The organism is Acinetobacter sp. FDAARGOS_494, from assembly GCF_003812225.1.
Classification (GTDB): Bacteria; Pseudomonadota; Gammaproteobacteria; order Pseudomonadales; family Moraxellaceae; genus Acinetobacter; species Acinetobacter baumannii.
Genome location: NZ_CP033866.1, coordinates 1,020,151 through 1,042,222 on the forward strand (window position 1 = coordinate 1,020,151; position 22,072 = coordinate 1,042,222).

At 39.1% G+C, this 22,072-nt stretch carries 22 protein-coding genes; 13 read left to right on the forward strand and 9 right to left on the reverse strand.

Annotated elements, in window-relative coordinates; translation table 11 throughout:
* The first annotated feature begins 189 nt into the window (after positions 1 to 189).
* The 3 genes from EG365_RS04915 to EG365_RS04925 all read left to right on the forward strand — a co-directional run bounded on the left by EG365_RS04915 (position 190) and on the right by EG365_RS04925 (position 2,775).
* Positions 190 to 912 (forward strand): YgfZ/GcvT domain-containing protein, encoded by a 723-nt coding sequence (locus tag EG365_RS04915; protein WP_000054214.1) that lies wholly within the window; start codon positions 190 to 192, stop codon positions 910 to 912.
* 145 nt (positions 913 to 1,057) lie between these two features.
* Positions 1,058 to 1,768 (forward strand): DsbC family protein, encoded by a 711-nt coding sequence (locus EG365_RS04920; RefSeq protein ID WP_000850476.1) that lies wholly within the window; start codon positions 1,058 to 1,060, stop codon positions 1,766 to 1,768.
* 182 nt (positions 1,769 to 1,950) lie between these two features.
* Positions 1,951 to 2,775 (forward strand): tetratricopeptide repeat protein, encoded by an 825-nt coding sequence (locus tag EG365_RS04925; RefSeq protein WP_000734694.1) that lies wholly within the window; start codon positions 1,951 to 1,953, stop codon positions 2,773 to 2,775.
* Between the two features lie 34 nt (positions 2,776 to 2,809).
* Here the strand turns inward: EG365_RS04925 and EG365_RS04930 are convergent, their stop codons facing one another.
* From EG365_RS04930 to EG365_RS04945, 4 genes are all read right to left on the reverse strand, one after another.
* Entirely contained in the window at positions 2,810 to 3,733 is a 924-nt protein-coding gene (locus EG365_RS04930) for an AEC family transporter (protein WP_000231862.1), read from the reverse strand.
* Positions 3,734 to 3,797: 64 nt separating this feature from the next.
* Positions 3,798 to 4,907 (reverse strand): NADH:flavin oxidoreductase/NADH oxidase, encoded by a 1,110-nt coding sequence (locus EG365_RS04935; RefSeq protein ID WP_001096158.1) that lies wholly within the window; start codon positions 4,905 to 4,907, stop codon positions 3,798 to 3,800.
* 9 nt (positions 4,908 to 4,916) lie between these two features.
* The gene (locus tag EG365_RS04940; protein WP_000055238.1) at positions 4,917 to 7,046 is read right to left on the reverse strand and encodes a TonB-dependent receptor family protein; all 2,130 of its coding nucleotides are present in this window, start codon (positions 7,044 to 7,046) and stop codon (positions 4,917 to 4,919) included.
* A gap of 132 nt (positions 7,047 to 7,178) precedes the next feature.
* Positions 7,179 to 7,745: a DNA-3-methyladenine glycosylase gene (locus EG365_RS04945; RefSeq protein WP_001280163.1), complete on the reverse strand. Its 567-nt coding sequence runs from the start codon at positions 7,743 to 7,745 to the stop codon at positions 7,179 to 7,181.
* A gap of 75 nt (positions 7,746 to 7,820) precedes the next feature.
* Here EG365_RS04945 and mutM point away from each other — a divergent pair, with 75 nt between their 5' ends.
* Complete coding sequence (gene mutM / locus EG365_RS04950; protein WP_001114562.1) at positions 7,821 to 8,645, forward strand: bifunctional DNA-formamidopyrimidine glycosylase/DNA-(apurinic or apyrimidinic site) lyase; 825 nt, start codon at positions 7,821 to 7,823, stop codon at positions 8,643 to 8,645.
* Between the two features lie 19 nt (positions 8,646 to 8,664).
* Positions 8,665 to 8,955: a peptidylprolyl isomerase gene (locus EG365_RS04955; protein ID WP_001192454.1), complete on the forward strand. Its 291-nt coding sequence runs from the start codon at positions 8,665 to 8,667 to the stop codon at positions 8,953 to 8,955.
* Positions 8,956 to 8,965: 10 nt separating this feature from the next.
* On the opposite strand, the gene EG365_RS04960 is transcribed toward EG365_RS04955, so the two are convergent.
* From EG365_RS04960 to typA, 3 genes are all read right to left on the reverse strand, one after another.
* Positions 8,966 to 9,319: a gamma-glutamylcyclotransferase family protein gene (locus EG365_RS04960; RefSeq protein WP_001984816.1), complete on the reverse strand. Its 354-nt coding sequence runs from the start codon at positions 9,317 to 9,319 to the stop codon at positions 8,966 to 8,968.
* Positions 9,320 to 9,460: 141 nt separating this feature from the next.
* Positions 9,461 to 9,892 (reverse strand): large conductance mechanosensitive channel protein MscL, encoded by a 432-nt coding sequence (gene mscL / locus EG365_RS04965; RefSeq protein ID WP_000022555.1) that lies wholly within the window; start codon positions 9,890 to 9,892, stop codon positions 9,461 to 9,463.
* A 255-nt stretch (positions 9,893 to 10,147) separates the two neighbouring features.
* Complete coding sequence (typA, locus tag EG365_RS04970) at positions 10,148 to 11,983, reverse strand: translational GTPase TypA (RefSeq protein WP_001280092.1); 1,836 nt, start codon at positions 11,981 to 11,983, stop codon at positions 10,148 to 10,150.
* Positions 11,984 to 12,161: 178 nt separating this feature from the next.
* Between typA and EG365_RS04975 the strand changes: the two genes are divergently transcribed.
* The 5 genes from EG365_RS04975 to EG365_RS19305 all read left to right on the forward strand — a co-directional run bounded on the left by EG365_RS04975 (position 12,162) and on the right by EG365_RS19305 (position 17,722).
* Positions 12,162 to 13,520, forward strand: a complete 1,359-nt coding sequence (locus EG365_RS04975) for a uracil-xanthine permease family protein (protein ID WP_000070856.1) — start codon at positions 12,162 to 12,164, stop codon at positions 13,518 to 13,520.
* Positions 13,521 to 13,582: 62 nt separating this feature from the next.
* Complete coding sequence (locus EG365_RS04980) at positions 13,583 to 14,596, forward strand: methyltransferase (RefSeq protein ID WP_000371518.1); 1,014 nt, start codon at positions 13,583 to 13,585, stop codon at positions 14,594 to 14,596.
* A gap of 21 nt (positions 14,597 to 14,617) precedes the next feature.
* Entirely contained in the window at positions 14,618 to 16,078 is a 1,461-nt protein-coding gene (locus EG365_RS04985) for an amino acid permease (RefSeq protein ID WP_000004971.1), read from the forward strand.
* 276 nt (positions 16,079 to 16,354) lie between these two features.
* The gene (locus EG365_RS04990; RefSeq protein WP_000512707.1) at positions 16,355 to 17,560 is read left to right on the forward strand and encodes an RtcB family protein; all 1,206 of its coding nucleotides are present in this window, start codon (positions 16,355 to 16,357) and stop codon (positions 17,558 to 17,560) included.
* 18 nt (positions 17,561 to 17,578) lie between these two features.
* Positions 17,579 to 17,722, forward strand: coding sequence for a hypothetical protein (locus tag EG365_RS19305; RefSeq protein ID WP_162138624.1), 144 nt, complete (start codon positions 17,579 to 17,581; stop codon positions 17,720 to 17,722).
* 124 nt (positions 17,723 to 17,846) lie between these two features.
* Here EG365_RS19305 and omp38 read toward each other — a convergent pair whose 3' ends face one another.
* Positions 17,847 to 18,917 carry an outer membrane protein Omp38 gene (gene omp38, locus EG365_RS04995; RefSeq protein ID WP_000777882.1) on the reverse strand — a complete coding sequence of 357 codons (1,071 nt, stop codon included), beginning with the start codon at positions 18,915 to 18,917 and terminating at the stop codon, positions 17,847 to 17,849.
* A 381-nt stretch (positions 18,918 to 19,298) separates the two neighbouring features.
* On the opposite strand from omp38, the gene EG365_RS05000 reads away from it, so the two are divergent.
* The 3 genes from EG365_RS05000 to EG365_RS05010 all read left to right on the forward strand — a co-directional run bounded on the left by EG365_RS05000 (position 19,299) and on the right by EG365_RS05010 (position 21,668).
* Entirely contained in the window at positions 19,299 to 19,814 is a 516-nt protein-coding gene (locus EG365_RS05000) for a GspH/FimT family pseudopilin (RefSeq protein ID WP_000477147.1), read from the forward strand.
* Between the two features lie 108 nt (positions 19,815 to 19,922).
* Positions 19,923 to 21,098 (forward strand): thiolase family protein, encoded by a 1,176-nt coding sequence (locus EG365_RS05005; protein ID WP_000129968.1) that lies wholly within the window; start codon positions 19,923 to 19,925, stop codon positions 21,096 to 21,098.
* Between the two features lie 126 nt (positions 21,099 to 21,224).
* Positions 21,225 to 21,668, forward strand: coding sequence for a VOC family protein (locus tag EG365_RS05010; protein ID WP_001176580.1), 444 nt, complete (start codon positions 21,225 to 21,227; stop codon positions 21,666 to 21,668).
* A 42-nt stretch (positions 21,669 to 21,710) separates the two neighbouring features.
* Here EG365_RS05010 and EG365_RS05015 read toward each other — a convergent pair whose 3' ends face one another.
* Positions 21,711 to 22,064: a DMT family transporter gene (locus EG365_RS05015; protein WP_000457787.1), complete on the reverse strand. Its 354-nt coding sequence runs from the start codon at positions 22,062 to 22,064 to the stop codon at positions 21,711 to 21,713.
* Positions 22,065 to 22,072: the final 8 nt, after the last annotated feature.

The following is a 22,072-nucleotide window of genomic DNA, read 5'->3' on the forward strand; positions in this document are numbered from 1 at the left end:
AAGTTATAAAAATTATGTTGAATAGCTTAAACCGTAGAATTTCTTTTAACGTATATTTTTGGTGTTTTTTTGACCTAAACCTATTGTTTTATACAAAAGTAAATTACGAAAACTATGGCTGATTTTTTAGTAAAAATGGAGCAAAATAGTCAGCAATCATAAAGAAACATATTGAATTTGAGATTAATCATGAGTCTGCTCGCTTTCTCCTCATATGCATTAAACGGTGTAGATGCACAAAAGTTTTTACAAGGTCAAGTGACTGTAGATACTGAACGTTTAGCTGAAAATGAAACACGCTATACAGCCATTTGTGATCTTAAAGGCCGCATCCATTTTGGCTTGTGGCTAAAAAAGAATAATGCAGAAAGTTTTGAAATTATTGTCACTCAAGATCAAGCTGAAGAATTCGCGAAGCACATTAAAAAATATGGTGCTTTTTCAAAAATGACCTTAAGTGAACAAGGTGCTGTATTCCCAAAAGTTGTGAATGGCCATACTGAGTTCAGCTCTACAGAAACTGATATTTCCGAATGGCAAAAACAAGCCATCATGACAGGTCAAGCATGGATTGCTCAAGCGACTGAACATGAGTTTCAGCCACAAGAATTACGTTTACATCAACGCGAAGGCGTCAATTACGATAAAGGCTGTTACTTAGGTCAAGAAATTGTGGCGCGCCTTTGGTTTAAGGCAAAACCAAAACACTGGTTGCATTTAGTTCAAGGTACGGGTGATTCACCTGCTCCAGCAACTCAATTGCACAATGACGTAGAAGTGGTTAATAGTACCCAAACTACTGACGGTTATATTGCCTTAGTTGTTGCGAAACCTGCCGCCCTTCAAGAGTTAGGTCTTCAAGTTTTAGATTTACCAGAAGCTTTAAGTGGTGATGTTGCTAGACCACAATAATTATATTTAATAAATTAAAAGCCCGTGGATAAATCTGCGGGCTTTTCTATAGATACAAAATTCTAATGAATTCATTAAATTAGGACATCAATTTTTTAAGTTTTCTATGCCATCATAATCCACGTTGTAATCTAAGAGAAAAAATATGAAAACTAAACTTGCTACACTCATGTTGAGTTTGGCTTTTTTCGGTTCTGCTCATGCTGATGTTAAAACACTTGAACAAAATCTGAAGACAAATTATCCAGACCTCCCTGTAAAAGGTGTCTATCAGTCACCTGTCGCTGGAATTTATGAAGTCTATACAAGTGGCCGTATTGTTTATACCAATCAAGATGCAAAATACTTTTTTGTAGGCAATTTAGTTGATATCAAACAACAAAAAAATATGACAGAAGAGCGAATTGCCGAATTGGGTAAAATTGATGTTAAAAGTCTCCCATTAAATCAGGCAATTAAATACGTCAAAGGTAAAGGAGAGCGTACTCTTTATATTTTCAGTGACCCTGATTGCCCTTACTGTCAGCGTCTAGAACAAAATATGGTTGGGGTGGATAACGTAACCGTATATGTATTCTTATATCCGCTGACCAGCTTACATCCAAATGCTGAAAAGGTTTCTAATCAAATCTGGTGCTCTAAAAACCCTTCAGAAGCATGGACAAATTATATGCTTAACCGTAAATTGCCAGCGGCTGGCAAAAGCTGTACAAGTCCAATTCAGAAAAATATTGCTTTAGGCCAGAAATTAAATATAGATGGTACACCCACTCTGTTCTTACAAGATGGTCAAAGAATCTCTGGCGTACCAAGTGATGCAAAACAGATTGAAGCATTATTACAGTCAGTAAAATAATCCAATACGCCATTCTCTTAAGTAGAGTGGCGTATTATTTTTCTCCACAGTTTGCTTTATAGACATCGTTTTATATACAAATCGGCTGTTTACTTTCGGCCATCAATATTTATGATGAGAAATTGAATTGAGCTAATACATCGATGGAATGATGTAGCTACAAAGTAAAAGGTTAAAAAGAAATGAAGAAATTACTTATCGCCAGTCTAATTGCCATTTCAAGTTCATCAATCTTTGCAGCAGACACGACGGCTTCTGCAGCTAAAAACGATGTATTTAAACAGGCTGAGCAGCTATACGCAGCAAAAAATTATCCTGCTGCCTTTCAAGAAGTCCAACGTCTTGCACAAACAGGAAATGCTCAAGCCATCTATAACTTAGGCTATATGACACAAATGGGCCAAGGTACTGCCAAAGATAATGCCAAAGCTCTGAAATATTATGAAGATGCCTCAAATAAAGGTTATGCTCAAGCGAGTTACACGCTTGCACAACTTTATGAGACTGGTGAATTAGGTGTTGCCAAAGATAGCAACAAATTCAGTCAATATATTCAAAAGGCATCAGCTCAAGGTTCTGATGATGCAACTGTCAAAATAGCGACTATTTTATTTGCGCAGAAAAAACCTCAATCTCACCAAATTGCTTTACAAAAGCTAGCGCCTTTGATTAGAAAAGGAAACTACCCTGCTATTCAGGTCAAAGCGCTTTATGATATTAGCCAAGGGGTTGAAAATAAAAATCCTTTAATGAAACGCCAAGGCATTGAAGCTTTGCAAACAATTGCTCAAAAGGGTTATGCGCCTGCATCTATGGCTTTAGCAACCATGATGGCGAATGGCAATATCATTCCTCAGAACCTGCCTCAAGCAAAACAGATCTTTACTGAGCTTGCTAAGCAAAATGTTCCTAATGCTAGAGAATCTTTAGCTTCGGTCGAAAAAATTATTGCTGAGAAGAATAAACAAGCTGCCGCCGCTCCTATGCAGCCAGCTCCTAAAAAATAGTAAAGAGACAATAGCCCCTCATGGGGCTTTTCTTTTACCACCACAAGGCAATAAGCCCACTCACACCCATAAAGCCAATAATGGTACTAATCATTAAGGGGATTAATGCTCTTTCATTTAAACCGTAGGCTTGCCCAAAAATACCAAAAGCGATCGGCATTGGCAGCGCAGCAAGTAAAGTGCCAGCATATAACATCTCTTGGCTCACGTTTGGCAGTAAAAGGAACAGCCCAAAAATCACAACAGGCATAAGGATGACATTAAATCCAGCCAACAATATACTTTGGAAATTCACGGCGGTAATACCAATACCAACCAAGCTGCCACCAATAGCAAATAATGCTAGAGGCGAAGCTGTTCTTCCTAAAAGTTCTAAGGCTTGTCCAAGTTTTGAAGGCAGATGAATATCTAGCAAAATGCAGCTCATCCCAACTAAAATTGCAATAATTACAGGGTTTTTAAGTAAATTCATGAATGTTTTTTTCAGTAAAGGCAAAAGCCGTTGCTGTTGATGCAAACCCGCTTCTGCCAAAATGAGCATTAAAGCAACTATTAATAAATTTTCGATAATTAAGGTTAAAGATATATAGATTGCAGCATGACTCCCCATTAGCATGGTTAGAATCGCTGTACCCATAAAACCTGTATTTGACATAGAAGCGCCCATCGATATGACTGCACTATGTGTTAGGCTATTTTTAAAATACTTGCGGTAAAGGATAAAAGCCAAAAAAAACAAGATTAAAGAGCCGCCACCATAAGCAATAAAATAAGCTGGGTGCCAAATATCTTGTAAGTTTTTATTGGCTAAAGATTGGATTAAAAAAGCAGGTAAAGAAATTTTAATAACAAATGCACTCAGAGCCTTAATTTGTTCAGGTGTTACCAGTTTAATGAGGACACTACAGTACCCCATCAATAATAAAATCAAAATTGGTAAAATTACCTGAAAAACCACAGACTACTTCCTCACTCATTTCAAAAGAAAACGGGCAAATCTTAATTTGCCCGAATATTAAAAACTAAAAAGAATCAAAAAGCTGTTTTAAGCCATGTGGTTGGCAACGCAAATATTGGGGAGCAATTTTGACTTTTGCACCCAATGTAGCAGCAGCATGCCATGGCCAACGTGGGTCATATAACATTGCACGCGCAAGACCAATGGCATCAGCTTGCTGGTTTTCTAAAATTTGTTCAGCTTGTTGTGGGTCAGTAATAAGACCTACAGCAATCACAGGAATAGCTACATGTTTTTTAACCTGTTCCGCGAAAGGAACTTGGTAACCTGCTCCAATAGTAATATTTTGATGCTCATGTAAACCGCCACTAGAGACATGAATATAGGCCGCGCCTAACTGCTCTAAGGCTTTTGATAAACCAACCGTAGACTCAATATCCCACTGCTCATTGCCATCCATCCAATCTGTTGCAGATAAACGTACCCCTACCGGATAACCTTCGGGAACAGCAAGTTTAATTGCCTGAAGAACCTCTAGCGTCATACGCATACGGTTTTCTAAAGAGCCACCATATTCATCAGTACGTTGATTTGCAATTGGCGATAAGAATTGGTGTAGCAAGTAACCATGAGCAGCATGTACCTCAATTAACTCAAAGCCCGCTTCAACTGCACGTTTGGCCGCAGCTGCAAAGTCTTGTTGAATTTGTTTAATCTCGGCAATGGTTAAAGCATGTGGCGCTGCATCATGAACCGAAAAAGTACTTGTACTTGGAGCAACTGTTTGCCAACCATGTGGCTGATCTTTTGCAATTTGGCCTTTACCCAACCAAGGCTTTTCAGTAGATGCCTTACGTCCAGCATGAGCTAACTGAATTCCAAATGGCATAGGAGAAAGTGTTTTAACTTTTCCCAATAAAGTTTTGATCTGGTCACGTTGCTGATCATTCCAAAGGCCAAGATCTGCATAACTAATTCGACCTTCCGCCTGTACAGCTGTAGCTTCCACAATACATAGCCCAGCTCCAGACAACGCGTAATTTGCCCATTGCTGTTCATGCCAATAGGTAATTTCGCCTTCATCTGTTGCCGAATATTGGCACATTGGGGCAATTACAATTCTATTGACCAGTTGTAGTGAATCGAAATTAACCGTTTCAAATAATTTTGCCATTTTTAATTCCTAGAATTGTTTAATTACACGTAAACCTGCACTCCAGTTACGTCCATCAGCAGGTTCGAAATAGCGGCTATTACCGTCATTTACAATCACTGAACCTACATATTTTTTATCAAAGAGGTTATCTACACGAGCAAAGCTATTGACTTTCCAATCGCCCATTACCCATGCATAACCAACATTTGCTGAGGTTACACTGTAGCTCGGTGCTGCGTCACTGTTGGTATCATTCACGTATACTTTGTCCATATACTGTACATCTACACCACCATATAGACCGTGCGATGGCTGCCATGCCAAAGAGGCATAAGCTTGGTTTTTGGCAATACCCGGTATGGCATTTCCTGAGGAAATCTGAGCAATATTTCCTAACGCTGGAATGTCAGCATCAAAGGTTGCATCTAAATACGAGTAGCTTGCGGTCGCTATTAAGTCTCGCCATAACTTTTTATTCCATGCAAATTCTACACCTTCACGTAAGGTTTTATCTGCATTACGGAACGTTGATCGGCCATTTGAGTTACCGGCCGAAACAATGTCATCTTTAGTTTTAGTCTGGAAAACCGCCAAAGTAAAATCACCTAATTGGTTTTGTGACTTTAAACCTGTTTCATAGGTATCGCTTGTTGAAGCTGTTAAATCAAAATTAAAACCACTTTGACCATCAGGTCGATATGCCATTTCAGTAAAAGTTGGTGTTTCAAAACCTTTGGCATAACTTACATAGGCCATAAGTTCAGGTAAAATTTGCCAACTTAAAGCGACCGACGGTAAAACTTTATCGTAATCCGTCTTACCACTATCATCACCATTACTTAAATAGTTATCTTCAGATTTGTAGTGGACATTGCTATAGCGAACACCCGTGTCTAAACGCCATGTAGGTAAGAACTGCCATGAAGCTTGTAAATATGGATCGATATTCCATAAAGTATTGTCTTCATCACGACGTAAATTACCTTTGACACCATAAGAAGGTTGACCATTTACTAAATTAAAGTTTTCAAAACCTTTACGATCTTCATCCATTGCATCAAGTGCCACACCGACACTTAGCGTGGTATTTGGAAGTAACTCTTTACCCGTCCAACGGAAATCAGCGCCATAATAATTACGTTCAAAATCAATGACTCCACCGGCATGGTTTATGCTCGCATCTTGGGTGGACTTAGGAATAGATTGATATTGTGTGACTTGACGATTGCCTAAATATGCCATGGCATAGAGTTCATTTTTGTCATTAATCGGCTTAGACCATGTCACGCCCGTTTGGGTTTGTTCAATATCTTTACGAACATTAAATTGCTTTAAAAATGGAACTTGTTGCTTTGGATTTGCATTCCACTGATCATGCGTTAGACCCTGCGGATCATCGGCGTGGATTTTTACATAGTTGGTTACCCAGTTGATTTTACTACCATCATCAAGATTCCAGCTGAGCTTTGCATTATTTAGTACTTTTTCTGCACCGCTATGTTCGCGGTAACCGTCGGTATCAAAGTATGATGAGCTAATAATATAGCTTGGTTCATTCGCACCCTTTGCTCCACCTTGCAGCACAAGTCCTGCTCGGCTTTTATCATGGCTACCACCCGAATAACTCAGCTCAATTGAGTCTTTCCCTTGCCCTTCTTTAGTAGAAGTTAAAATAGTCCCGCCTGATGAATTTCCATAAAGTGAAGAAAAAGGCCCTGTTAGAACTTCAACATGATCTAAACTGCTTAAGTCGATATTAGATGTTTGGCCCTGCCCATCTGGCATTGTTGCAGGGATACCATCCACATAAAGACGAATACCACGTACACCAAACGTAGAACGTGCACCAAAACCACGCATAGATAGCTGTAGATCTTGCGCATAATTTTCACGGTTACGAATCTGTAAACTCGGTATGCCCTTCACAACTTCAGTTAAATTTACTTGTGAAGAACTATCCACTTGAGGTGCCTCGATTCGGAAAACCGAAGCTGGTGTTTGTAAATAACCGGTGTCAGTACGTGTCGCTTCCACATGTAAAGTTGGCAATTGGGCAACGTCTGAATTTAAGTCTTCTGCCCAAACAAGTGGGCTAGAAATACAGCCCATACTCATCAAAATACAGTAATGAAGTCGGTCTAAGCGTAATAAGGACATGCTTATTTCCTTTATTTATATTGTAGTTATGATAACAAAAAGCAGTGTCTTGTCTGGATATAGAATTCGGTCTACATTGTTGTAAATCTGGAACGCTCGTTTTGCCATATAAGTTTGTTTGCCAAATGAGAATTATCGACTTAATGATGGATGATCTTTCCAGCAATACCGTTCAGGCCAGTCTTTTGCTTCCTCGGCATAATCAATTCCAATACGTGGCGTTAAAACCACTTCTGGCTGTGTAGTGGCTGCTTCAATCCATAGTCCAGATTCTTCACCTAAAGTCTGGCCCTTTAAGGTCCGATCAATGCCCAAATAACGTGTCAGTTTGCCGGGTCCAGCCAAAAGCTTATATTCTTTTTTAGTTGAAGCACTATTTAAAAATGCTGATCGAATCATCACTCCTTCAGGTACACCTTCTGTTTGAGTAATAATGTTGAGCATTTCATACATGCCATAAATTAAATAGACATAAATGGTACCACCATGGCGATACATCACCTCTGTCCGTGCGGTACGTTTGTCATTGTAGCTATGGCAGGCTTTATCGCGAACGCCCAAATAAGCTTCTGTTTCACTAATTGTACAGCGGATAACTTGTCCATCCGGCTGTCGCTTACATAATACGCAGCCGATTAAATCATATGCTACTTCCGAAGTTTCTCGTTGAAACCAGCTTAATGGTAAAATATCTGACATAGTATTCTCTGAAATATTACATACCACACGTTATACTTGATTAATCCAGTATATCTGTTAATTCTGCGAGTTGGCATGCCTGAGTTACCCGAAGTCGAAACCACTAAAACCAGTTTATTTCCCTTATTGAATCAAAAAGTTCTAAGTGTTGAAGTACGCAATCCTAGCTTACGCTGGCCTATACCAGATAATGTTCAGAAACTTGTTGGGCAACGTCTCATTGGGTTAAATCGACGTTCAAAATATATTTTGGCAGAGTTTGAACAAGATCAAATGCTCTGGCATTTAGGAATGTCAGGTAGTTTTCGCCTGTGTCAACCAAACGATGAATTGAGAAAACACGATCATCTCATTATTCAATTTGAAGATCAGCAGTTACGTTACCATGACCCACGTCGTTTTGGCTGTATTCTTTGGCTTAATCCTGAAACTCAAGGCAAACTCATCGATACTTTAGGGCCAGAGCCTTTAAGTACTGACTTTCATGCAGAATATTTAGCTTTTAAACTCAAGAATAAATCTGTCGGCATAAAAATTGCACTCATGGATAATCATGTAGTGGTTGGTGTTGGCAATATCTATGCAACTGAAAGTTTGTTTAATGTTGGCATTCATCCAGCACAGCCCGCTGGTGATTTAACCATGCAACAGATTGAGAAACTGGTTGTTGAGATTAAGCGAATTTTGAAGTCAGCAATTGATTTAGGTGGCTCGACTTTACGAGACTACAGCAATGCCATGGGTGAAAATGGTTATTTTCAACAGACTTTACTCGCTTATGGTCGTGCCGGTGAAATGTGTGTTAACTGTGAAACCACATTAGAAAACTTAAAACTCGGTCAGCGTGCCAGCGTATTTTGCCCACAGTGCCAACCACTTAAAAAGCTGAGAAAGCCTTAATTTTTTGGAGGAAGACAACATGCAAACAGCAATTGTCCGACATATTTTAGTCAAAGATAAAGACTTAGCCGAACAGCTGAAAAAGAAGCTACAAAGTGGTGCTGACTTTGCCAAACTTGCCAAGCAATACTCCACCTGTAATTCGGCAAAACGTGGTGGTGAACTTGGTGAAGTCAAAAAAGGGCAATTGGTGCCTGTCATTGACAAAGTAGTTTTTACGGCTGCTGAACGTGTATTACAAGGTCCAATCAAAAGCCAGTTTGGCTATCATCTCTTAGAAGTTAAATTCAGAATGACTGGCTTACGTTGATTTCAGCATTTTACTTGTAATTGTGGGGAGCTTTAGCCTGCATATTGATTTGATATGTCCAGGCTTTAACATACTCACCCGATTCTAATTTTATATCTGCTGTCACGCGTTGGTATTGAAAGCCTTCAAAATCATCTAACATTTGCCAGTTTTCTGCTAACTTTTCTGTGCTAAACAAATAGCCTTCTACCCAATCTGCTTCTGGATCTAATTCTAAGGCCTTTAAGCCTTTGTCTGGTCCCCAATCTAAAATATGAATCACTCCTCGTACACTCGCTTTTGTCCAGTTACCACCAATCTGCTCTAAAATATGAGCATTTGCTTTATTAGGGCATAAAGTTCCATATACAAAAAGCTGATTCATTAATTTATGTCCTTGTTCTATCTGCTTAGCTAAACTTAACTGTGATTTAGCAAGTTTATCAATATCTCTAGTCCAGTATAAAATGCTATGTAATAAAAAACGGTACACTAGGTACCGTTTTTTATACTTAAATACTTTTTATTAAGCTTGTTTTTTCAACTCATCACGAATTTCACGTAATAATTGGATGTCTTCTGGAGTTGCAGCTGGAGCTTCTGGCTCATTCTTATCACGGCGAAGTTTGTTTAATAATTTCACCATTAAGAACACAACCCAAGCCAAAATCAGGAAGTTAATTAAAATGGTCAGGAAGTTACCATAAGTTAATACATTGATACCTGCTTTTTGTAAGGCATCTAGAGATTGTAAGTTATTAGGGTTTGCACCTAACACGATAAATTTCTGCGAGAAATCAACACCACCACCAGTAATTACAGTGATAAGTGGCATGATGATATCTTTTACTAACGAGTCTACGATTTTGCCAAAAGCACCACCAATAATTACACCAATGGCTAAATCCATCATATTGCCTTTAATGGCAAATTCTTTAAATTCTTGAATAATACTCATCTAAACATCTCCAGATGTAGGGGGGAGGAACACATCATATTTTTCTTTTTTCACTGGCCTCTTATCCGTCTAGATAGTACTCGCCATGATATTGATAATTTAATATTTTTTTCAAAAAAAGAAAGCTATTTCACACTTTAACAACATATTTGCTTACAAGAAAAATATGACTTTAAGTTTACTTTCAGCTTTACCAGTAAGCAATAAAAAACCGCTAAACGAATTTAGCGGTTTTTCTTTTTCATTTAAGAAAAATTATTTATCACGGTTACGTTTACGTTCATTTTCAGTCAAGTAACGCTTACGGATACGAATTGATTTTGGAGTAACTTCTACTAACTCGTCATCTTCAATAAATTCAAGAGCTTGTTCAAGCGTGAATTCAATTGCAGGTGTTAAAGTTAAAGCATCATCAGTACCAGACGCACGAACGTTAGTTAACTGTTTCGCTTTAGTTGGGTTTACAACCATATCGTCTGAACGAGAGTTAATACCTACGATCATACCTTCGTAAACTTCTAACTGTGGCTTAGCGAATAAACGACCGCGGTCTTGTAAGCTGAATAATGCATAGCCCAAGCATGTACCTTGAACCATAGAAATCAACACACCGTTTTGACGCTTCGCAACAGTACCTTGTTTAAGAGGACCATAGTGAGAGAAGCTTGAAGTCATAATACCAGTACCAGAGGTCATGGTTAAGAATTCAGAACGGAAACCAATTAAACCACGTGAAGGAACAGTTGCTTCAATACGGATACGGCCCTTACCGTCAACTTCCATATTGGTCATTTCGCCTTTACGGTGACCCATTTGTTCCATTACAGCGCCTTGGTGCTGCTCTTCAACGTCAAACGTTACGTTTTCGTAAGGTTCTTGTTTTTCACCATCAATTTCTTTAATGATTACTTGCGGACGTGATACACCTAATTCGAAGCCTTCACGACGCATGTTTTCAATTAAAACTGAAAGGTGAAGTTCACCACGGCCAGATACTTTGAAACGGTCTGGACTGTCAGTATCTTCAACACGTAAAGCTACGTTGTGAATTAATTCGCGGTCAAGACGCTCACGAATGTTACGTGAAGTTACGAATTTACCTTCTTTACCAGCAAACGGAGAGTTGTTTACTTGGAAAGTCATAGACACTGTAGGTTCATCTACAGATAAAGGTGGTAATGCTTCAACGTTTTTCGGATCACAAATCGTGTCAGAAATGTTAAGAGCATCAATACCAGTAATACATACGATATCGCCCGCAGATGCAGAATCAACATCAATACGCTCTAAACCATGGTAACCCATGATTTTTAAGATACGACCGTTACGTGTATTGCCTTCTTTGTCAATTACAGTAACAGGAGTATTTAGTTTTACAGAACCACGTTGAATACGACCAACACCGATAACACCTACGAAGCTGTTATAGTCAAGTGATGAAATCTGCATTTGGAATGGACCATCAACATCAACAGCTGGTGGCTCAACGATGTCTACAATCGTTTCGAACAACGGAGTCATGTCTTCTGCAAGCTCTTCAGGAGCAGGACCCGCTACACCACGTAAACCTGATGCATAAACGATTGGGAAATCAAGTTGCTCATCAGTTGCGCCAAGGTTATCAAACAAATCAAATACTTGATCGATTACCCAGTCTGGACGAGCACTTGGCTTGTCAACTTTGTTGATAATCACGATTGGTTTTAAACCACGAGCAAAGGCTTTTTGAGTCACAAAGCGAGTTTGTGGCATTGGGCCTTCTTGTGAGTCAACAAGAAGTAGTACGCAGTCAACCATCGACATTACACGTTCTACTTCACCACCGAAGTCGGCGTGTCCCGGGGTATCCACGATGTTGATACGGTAAGTTGTATCGGTACGTTTGTCTAACCAAGTAATAGCGGTGTTTTTCGCTAAGATGGTAATACCACGTTCACTTTCAAGCGCATTCGAGTCCATGACACGCTCAATCTCGCCTGCTCGGTCACCGAGAGCACCTGATTGCTGAAGTAGTTTATCGACAAGTGTGGTTTTCCCGTGGTCGACGTGCGCAATAATTGCGATATTACGGAGATTTTTGATATCTGACATGAAAATTCGAAACGCCTAAAATTTGAGGGCAAATTATACAGAAAAACACTACTCTTGAGTAGTGACAGTTTATTGACATTGACAAAAAAATTTTCCAATAGTCTGTATTTCGTTTTGTAAAGATAGGTATCTCGATTAGAATAGCGCCAATTTGCGAAATTGCGGCGTATTTACTCCCATGTCCAATCAACCATCACAAGACCGTCTTGACCTCGTTTATGGGCTAGATGACCGACCAAAACCGTTCGTGGCTTTTTTGGCAGCCTTTCAACATTTGCTTGCAATTATTGTCCCGATTGTTACTCCCGGGCTTCTAATTTGCTTAGCATTAGGCGTTCCACGAAATGAAACCAATATGATTTTATCAATGTCTTTGGTCATTTCAGGAATCGCGACTTTCTTACAATGTAAAAAAGTTGGTCCGTTTGGTGCAGGCTTACTTATTGTTCAAGGTACAAGTTTTAACTTTATTGGCCCGATTATCGGTATTGGCAGTGCAATGGTTGCTGCAGGTACACCAGTCAATCAAGTTATGGCTGCTATTTTTGGTGTTGTGATTGCAGGTTCATTTATTGAAATGGGCGTATCACAAATTCTCCCATGGGTAAAAAAGCTAATTACTCCCCTTGTGACAGGTATTGTGGTACTCCTGATTGGTCTAACGCTCATTAAAGAAGGTTTGATTAGTATGGGCGGTGGTTATCAAGCCATGCAGGACCATACTTTTGCCAGTGCTGATAACCTTATAATGTCGTGTACGGTTCTTGCTATTATTATTGTCCTAAACCGTATTCGTATTGTCTGGATTAAAAGTTCAGCTATTTTAATTGCTTTAGTGATTGGCTACATTCTTGCCGGCTTTATGGGATATCTAGACTTCTCTGGTCTAAAAGATGCGCCCGTGATTCAAATTCCGACACCGATGCATTTTGGCTTAAGCTTCTCATGGGGCTTATTTATTCCAATGGCATTTATTTATTTGGTTACGTCTTTAGAAGCAATTGGTGACGTAACGGCAACCAGTAAACTATCAAACCAACCTGTAGATGGTCCTCAGTGGATGCAACGTATTAAGGGTGGTGTGTTAGTAAATGGTGCAAATTCACTACTTGCTGGCCTATTCAATACTTTCCCAAGCTCCGTGTTTGCCCAAAATAATGGTGTTATCCAATTAACTGGCGTAGCAAGTCGTTATGTAGGAATCTGGATTGCTGCTTTACTCATTTTATTAGGTCTATTCCCTGCTGTAGCTGGTGTAATACAAGCTGTTCCACAAGCCGTATTAGGTGGAGCAGTCATGGTAATGTTCGGCGCCGTTGCTGCCTCAGGTATTAATATACTTTCATCAATTCATTTAGATCGCCGTGCCCTTTTAATTATTGCGATTTCACTTGCATTAGGTTTGGGTGTTGCTCAGGTGCCACAAATTTTGGAGCATCTGCCAGAATTATTTAAAAATATTTTTAGTTCCGGCGTAGCAACAGGTGGTATTGCAGCATTAATTTTAAATGTTGTACTCCCAGAAACACATAAATAACCAATTTTAATTTTGATTACTGCCCAGTTTTCACTGGGCATTCTTCTTCATGAGAGATGTACATGGACCCTAGAAGTGAAGTGATATTAAGACAACATGACTATTTAAAAGGTAGGGTCTTGTTAATTAATGCACCGAATGACGCCCTAGTCAGTCAATTACCCACTGAGATTGATGCATCAGTCTGGACGTGGAATTATGCTGACTATCAGGGTTTTTTAAATGCAGGCGCAACAGCTCATTTCTCGGTTGAGTTTCCATTACAAGAATTTGATCAGGCTATAATTTTTGTTCCAAAATCAAAAGAGCTTTTAAACTATATATTGCATGTAGTGATGAGCCATCTGAAAATTGACCAATCAGTTTTTTTAGTAGGTGAAAAAAAAGGTGGTGTTGAGAGAGCGGCAAAACAACTACAAAGCTTTGGCAAAATACTTAAACTTGATAGTGCCCGACATTGTCAGTTATGGCATTTAAAAATTGAGAAAACTGAAAAGATCAAACCTCTTGAAAGCTGGTTAAAAACCTATACTGTTCAAGTAAATGAGCAAGAACTTACCATTTGTGCCCTACCCGGCGTTTTCAGCCAAACTCATCTAGATGTCGGAACTGCCGTTTTACTCCCTTATCTAAATCAGGTGAAATCAGGTAGAATTGCCGACTTCGGGTGTGGAGCTGGAATTATCAGTTGCTATTTGGCAAAAGCAAATTCAAGTAATATTATCCATGCCCTAGATATTGATGCCTTCGCTTTACAGTCAACGGAAATGACTTTTAGTCGAAATGGAATAGGTTCAGACCAGTTGAGATTGCAGCCTGTTACAGGAATTGCAGACGCCCCAACAGAACTTGATGCCATTGTCAGTAATCCTCCCTTCCATCAGGGTATTCATACCAACTATGATGCAAGTGAAGGACTCTGCCAGAACGCTAAAAAACATTTAAAGGCATCAGGCGAGCTATGGATTGTAGCGAACCGTTTTTTAAACTATCCGATCTTAATTGAGAAGCACTTTGGTCAGTGTGAGATTAAAACTGATCTTCAAGGCTTTAAGGTGTTATATGCCTGTGCATAACAAACTATGTAAGGAATCTCCATGAGCGAAACACATGCTCCTGAAAAACTCCAGCGTAAGCTTGGGGCTCGTCATCTGAATATGATCGCCATTGGTGGTTCCATTGGTACAGGTCTTTTCCTTGCTTCTGGGTCAACCATTGCAAATGCAGGTCCAGGTGGGGCGTTACTCGCCTACTCCCTCATTGGTATTATGATTTACTTCTTAATGACCAGTTTAGGTGAACTTGCGACACACACACCAACATCAGGTGCTTTCTTTACCTATGGAAGTCGCTATGTCGAAGAGGGTTTTGGTTTCGCTCTAGGCTGGAACTACTGGTACAACTGGGCAATTACGGTTGCGTTTGAACTCGTTGCCGTACAGTTTATTATGAAATTCTGGTTCCCAGATGTTCCCGGATTCTATTGGAGCGCCCTCTTTCTCGTCATTATCTTTATGATTAATGCGATGACCGTAAAAGGATTTGGTGAAAGTGAATTCTGGTTCTCCATGGTTAAAGTAATTGCCATTGTTGCCTTTATTATTATTGGTATCGCCATGATTATTAAGATTATGTTGACACCAGGAGTAGCAACTTTTGGCAACTGGACTTATAAAGAGGCACCATTCGTAGGTGGTTTACAAGCCATGATTGGGGTAGCCATGATTGCCGGGTTCTCATTTCAGGGAACCGAGATGGTGGGTGTTGCAGCGGGTGAATCAAAAGATCCGAAGAAGACGATTCCGCTTGCAATTAAACAGATTTTCTGGCGAATTTTATTATTCTATATCTTGTGTATTTTCATTATCGGCACCCTTATTGCCTATGATGATCCAAACTTATTACAAGCAGCAGCAACAGAAAATATTGCTCTTTCTCCTTTCACCTTACTTTATGAAAAAGTAGGTTTTGCTTTTGCTGCAAGTTTAATGAATGCAGTTATTTTGACTGCTATTTTGTCGGCAGGTAACTCGGGCATGTACTCTTCTACCCGTATGTTATTTGATATGGCGCAACAAGGCCGTGCACCAAAATGGTTTGCAAAACTCGATAATCGTGGTGTTCCAATGAATGCGTTATATGCAACTACATTCATTGCTGCATTCTGCTTCTTAACGACTTTTATCGGAGAAAAGCAAGTCTTTAACTGGCTCCTCAATATGTCAGGAATGTGTGGTTTCATTGTCTGGTTAGGTATTGCAATTTCGCATTATCGTTTCCGTAAAGGTTATATTGCTCAAGGTTATAAATTAGAAGATCTTGCATACCGCGCTAAGTTTTTCCCATTCGCACCTTGGTTTGCCTTTATCCTCTGTTCTGTCATTATTTTAGGACAAAACTACCAAGCGGTTTTAGGCGGTAAAATTGACTGGATTGGCTTACTTTCTACTTATATCAGCTTGCCTTTATTTTTAGTAATCTGGCTTGGATACAAATGGAAAAATAAAACTAAATTAATTCCTTACGATCAAATGGATGTAAAACCAGAGCAAGATTAATACTGAGTTCAAGTAATTAATCAGCGCTTATCAAAGGTCAAAAACTTGATCTTTAGTTAAAAACAGGTAAAATGCCGTTCAGATTTTCAACGGCACTTTTTAAAAAAGGAGGACATCATGCCAACACTACAAGGTAAAACACAGTAACGATTTGGCACGATGTCAGCTCACGGACAAGTGTACAAATTTAATTCACTTGTCCGAATGCTCGAATTTAAGACCTAGCATTCGCTAGGTTTTTTTATGCCTATTCGGACAATAAATAAGAGAATAATTATGGGCATACAAAAGATATTAAACGAAGAGGCACAATATGGTGTCCCCGTTAAAATTTTCACTCAAGACATAGATAGTGAAAGTATTGAACAACTCAAGAAAATGGCACAACTGCAATTTATATATTCTCATATTGCTGTTATGCCTGATGTGCATGTTGGAAAAGGTGCAACTGTAGGCAGCGTCATTCCTACTAAACATGCCATTATTCCAGCTGCAGTAGGTGTAGATATTGGCTGCGGAATGAATGCTATTCGTTTGAGCCTGAAAGCTTCACAACTTCCAAATAACTTAAGTCGCTTGCGGGACGCCATTGAACGGAAAGTGCCGGTTGGATTTGCTTTGCATAAACAAGTCAAAGCGAAAGCTTCTAGCATTATTCCACTTGAAAAACGCTTAGAACCTATTATTAAAAAGCATCCGGGTCTTGTCCGAATGCTTCGTCAGTTTGAGGCAACATGGCAAAAACAGTTGGGCACTTTAGGCGGCGGTAATCACTTTATAGAGTTATGTATTGATGAAAATCAAGATGTATGGGTGATGCTCCATTCGGGCAGCCGAGGTCTTGGTAACGTCATAGGTACTTATTTTATTGAGTTAGCCAAGAAAGAGGCACAACATCGCTTTGGGCACGTGCCTGATAAAGATTTAAGTTATTTTGCTGAAGGCTCACAAAGCTTTAATGATTATGTAGAAGCAGTAGAGTGGGCTCAAGAATATGCTTTTGAAAATCGTAAAGAAATGATGCGATTAATATTAGAAGCAATTCGCCCTCTTCTACCTTCTTTTCAAATGACGAAAGAAGCAATCAATTGTCACCATAACTATGTGAGTCAAGAAACACACTTTGGTGAAAACCTTTTTGTTACAAGAAAAGGGGCAATTCGAGCAGGTTTAGATGAGTTAGGAATTATTCCAGGTTCTATGGGAGCACGCTCGTATATTGTTAAAGGTAAAGCAAACCCTGAATCTTTTTGTTCCTGTTCTCATGGAGCTGGCCGCAAAATGAGCCGAAGCAAAGCAAAAGTTCTTTTTAATCAGCAGGACTTGATTGAACAAACACAAGGGATTGAATGCCGTAAAGACAGTGGTGTAGTCGATGAAATTCCAAGTGCCTATAAAGATATTGATGAGGTTATAGCCAATCAGGCAGATCTCATTGAAGTCGTTCATACTCTTAAACAAGTTTTATGTATTAAAGGTTAAGACATGAAAATTAAAGAAATGCCGAAAATTAAGGTCCGTAATCAAGTAGCTCTATCCCCTCTACTTCACAAAGGTGGTATGCACGAAACAGAAAAACCTCGTGCTCAACATCGTAGAAATAGACAAGATACTAAACAGCAATTGAAGAAAGGTGTTTGGTAACTATTTTAAGTAATGATTGGAAGAGATTATGAATCAGGAGATTTACAAATGACCAAATATTTTAAAAATCGCCATAAAAAAAGCGACTCTAACGAGTCGCTTTTTTACTGTTCAAGAACTCAAATTATTGAGCTGCTGCAGGAGCTGCCGCTTCTTGACCAGGTTGAACTACTACAGTACGGCTACCAGTGATTGTCGCGAATACACGACGGTTCATAGCACGACCTTCTTTAGTTTTGTTGTCAGCAATCGGTTGATCCCAAGCGAAACCTTGAGTAGACAAACGAGAAGCGTCAACGTTGTATTCGTTTACAAGAGCTGATTTAACAGAGTTAGCACGAGCTAAAGATAAACGTTCGTTCAACTTACGTGGACCAGTGTTATCTGTGTGACCTTCGATACGTGCAGTAGCGTTAGGGTATTCAGATAATTTTTCAGCAACTTTAGCGATTTCTGGCTTGTATTGGTCTTTGATGTTTGATTTGTTAGTATCAAAGAACACACGAAGTTCCATGTTAAGGTCTTCAGTTAACTCTTGTGGTTGTGGAGCAACTGGAGTTGGTTCAACTGGAGCAACTTCTACTACAGGAGCAGCAGGCTTCAAGTGACCACCAAGAACTACGTTTAAGCCAGCAAGAGCTGTATAGTTCCAGAACTCTTCATCAGCATTATAAGTAGCACGAGCTTCAGTACGAAGAGATAAAGCGTCGTTTAAGCGCCAGAAAGCACCAACACCAGCGTTACCTAAAGTACCTTCTTCAGAAGTACCACGTGTACCACGATTTACGCCATCAAAGTCATATTTATAGTGACCAGCACCTAATAATACGTACGGCTTGATTTTGCTGTCGTAGTTTTTAGTAATTAAATCAGAAGTAACATAGAAGTTACCGTTGATTTGTTTTTGTTTATATTCAGCACCAGCAGAAGCGCCGTCTACGTCGCCTTTAACTTGGTTATATTCAGCTTCGAAACCTAACCATGGAGTTAACTCGATACCAAGAGCTGCACCAACGAATAAATCGTCTTGTAACTCAGGTGAATTAGTTAAGTTACCATCTTTACCGCCATTGTTGTGTTGGCTGTCTTGGAAAGTGTAACCAAGCAGTAATGGAGTAACTGTTACGCCAGCATTAGCAGCAGCTAATGGAGCAGCAACAAGCATAGTAGCAAGTGCAATACGACTCAATTTCATGGATATCCTCCAGAGATAACAATTGTTGTTCAAGCTCAGCCTAAATTTATTGGCCCCTGAGATATTTTTTTACCCCAGTATTATTTTTAAGCTATTCACATTTGAATCATACAAACACTTGATAGACTTTCCAAGTGCTTGATAATTTTAATCAAGTAAATTATTGACAAAATTACTTACAATTTCCGTTGTAATTCGGTAATTTTTTACCCAACTAGCAAATATGAACAACTTCTTTGTTTCGCTTGCCGTGATTTTACCAGTATTCTAGCCGACTGATAACCCTTATTTAATTTTGTGTTTCCTCATTATAAAAAATAATATAAATCATTGTCAGAAAACATAAAATTGCTCTATTTATACATATATTAAGGTTTTTTAATGTTTAAATCTCCTGGTTTTACTATAGTTGAGCTCACTATAACACTCGTAATTCTTGTGATTATGTCAGTTATAGCCATTCCTTTATACCATCAATTTATGGCATCTGTAGAACTAAAAAATACGCCGCGTATACTCACAATTCATATACAAAAAGCCAAATATGACGCAATTATTAGGCATAAGAATGTTGTTCTTTGTCCAAGTTCTGATCAATTGGTCTGCAATACGAATTGGGATAACCGCGTAATCAGCTTTGTAGATAATAACCATAATCTACAGCATGATTTAAATGAAGAGTTATTAACCTCTATAGATCTTAACCATCACTACGGTTCTATGAAATTACAACGTTTTGGAAAAAAACAAAATAGTATTATTTTTCAAGGTAGTTCTGGACTACCCATCGAGTCGAATGGCAGTTTTATCTATTGTTCTTATGACCAGCTTAAAAACTTTAAATTAATTCTTAGCAAAATGGGCCATGTGCGCTTAGAAGAACTTAAAAATTGTTAGAACTCTACAGTCTAATGCAGAAGCTAACCCGTTCTTCATTTTGCAATATACTGCTTAGGTTTTAAACATTTCTTATTTTGAGATTAAGAACAATCGGAGATTACAACAATGACTGACATCGTAATTGTTAATGGTGCTCGTACTGCTATGGGTGGTTTTCAAGGATCACTATCAGGACTAACTGCTCCTGAATTAGGAGCAGTAACAATTAAAGAAGCAATCGCACGAGCAGGTTTACAGCCTACAGATGTCGAAGAAGTCATTATGGGTTGCGTACTACCAGCGGGTTTAAAGCAAGGCCCTGCTCGTCAAGCCATGCGTAAAGCAGGTTTACCTGATTCAACAGGAGCTGTGACAATTAATAAGCTTTGTGGTTCAGGTATGAAGGCGGTAATGCAAGCGGCTGATATGATTAAAGCAGGAAGTGCTGAAATTGTAGTTGCCGGTGGTATGGAGTCGATGACCAATGCGCCTTATGTCTTACCCAAAGCACGTGCGGGATACCGTATGGGCCACGGTGAAATTAAAGACCATATGTTCTTTGATGGCTTAGAAGATGCTGAAACTGGACGTTTAATGGGTTCATTTGCTCAAGATATGGCAAATACACGTGGTTATACTCGTGAGCAAATGGATGACTTTGCAATTCGTTCTTTAAAACGTGCTCAAACTGCGATTACTGAAGGCTATTTCAAAGATGAAATTGTACCTGTTACTGTTTCTACCCGTAAAGGTGATGTCATTGTCGATCAGGATGAACAACCCTTAAATGCCAAGATTGATAAAATCCCATCCCTTAAACCAGCTTTTGCAAAAGACGGTACCATTACTGCTGCAAACGCGAGTTCAATTTCTGATGGTGCTTCTGCACTAGTTTTAACATCGAGTGAAGTTGCAGCACAGCGCGGCTTACAACCACTTGCAAAAATCATAGCCACTGCGTCAAATTCTCAACATCCTTCAGAATTTACAATTGCTCCTGTTGGCGCTATTGAAAAAGTACTTAAAAAAGCAGGTTGGAATGCTCAGGACGTTGACCTTTGGGAAATTAATGAAGCTTTTGCTATGGTAACGATGTGTCCAATTGATGATTTCAAACTTGATCCAGAAAAAGTCAATATTCATGGTGGAGCATGTGCACTTGGTCATCCTGTAGGATCGACAGGCTCTCGTATTATTCTTACGCTTATTCATGCGCTTAAACGTACTGGTGGTAAAAAGGGTGTCGCTGCTCTTTGCATCGGCGGTGGGGAAGCAACAGCTGTTGCCATCGAAATTCTTTAATTAAAACCTTTTTTAAAATCCCACTTCGGTGGGATTTTTTATGAAAAAACTACAAAAAATGACCCACAAAATCTCTTTTCCGTTTTAACTTATTCTTCTAAATGAAAACAACAATGGACAATAACAATGCAACTCAATCACTATCTCAATTTTCAAGGCCAGGCAGAGCAAGCTTTTAATTTTTATAAATCAGTATTCGGCGGTGAATTTGCCATGCTGAGCCGCTATAGCGATATGCCGCCTCATGACGGTGTCACGTTATCGGAAGCTCAAAAAAATTTAGTGCTTCATGTTTCCCTGCCGATTAACGAATACACTGTACTCATGGCATCAGATGTCATTGATCAATTCTGTACACCAAATAGTGTATTTACTCAGGGCAATAATCATTACATTGCAATTAACCTTGAAAAAGATGAGCAAGAAAAGGCAAAGCAACTTTTTGATGCATTATCTGTAAATGGCAAAATTGAAATGCCACTAGAAAAAACGTTCTGGGGCGCTTTATACGGTGCTTTTACTGATCAATTTGGTGTCAAATGGATGGTTAACTGCCAGTTAGATACTTAAATCTTTAGCCCTTATAGAGATCTCAGTGTTTCTATAAGGGCTTTAAACATCGATATTAGAGTATTGCGCAATAATCATTAAGCCGACTGTAATAAAACCAATCCCAATCCATCCTGCGACATCAATATTTTGCCCAAGAAAAATCTTTGCGAGAAAAGCGGTCGCCAATACCCCCACCCCAGACCACAACACATATAAAATTCCAGCTTGCATATATTTCAAAGCAATAGCAGCGCATGCAAAAGAGATAATATACAAAACTAGAGCAATTCCCTGAGCAGTTTTATTAACTAATCCATTGCCTTTAGCTGAATAAAAGGTTGAAAGTACATCCGTTGCAATAGCGAATATTAACCACCAAGTGCCAGGATTTATTTTTGAAATTAAAGCGAACATTCTTATTC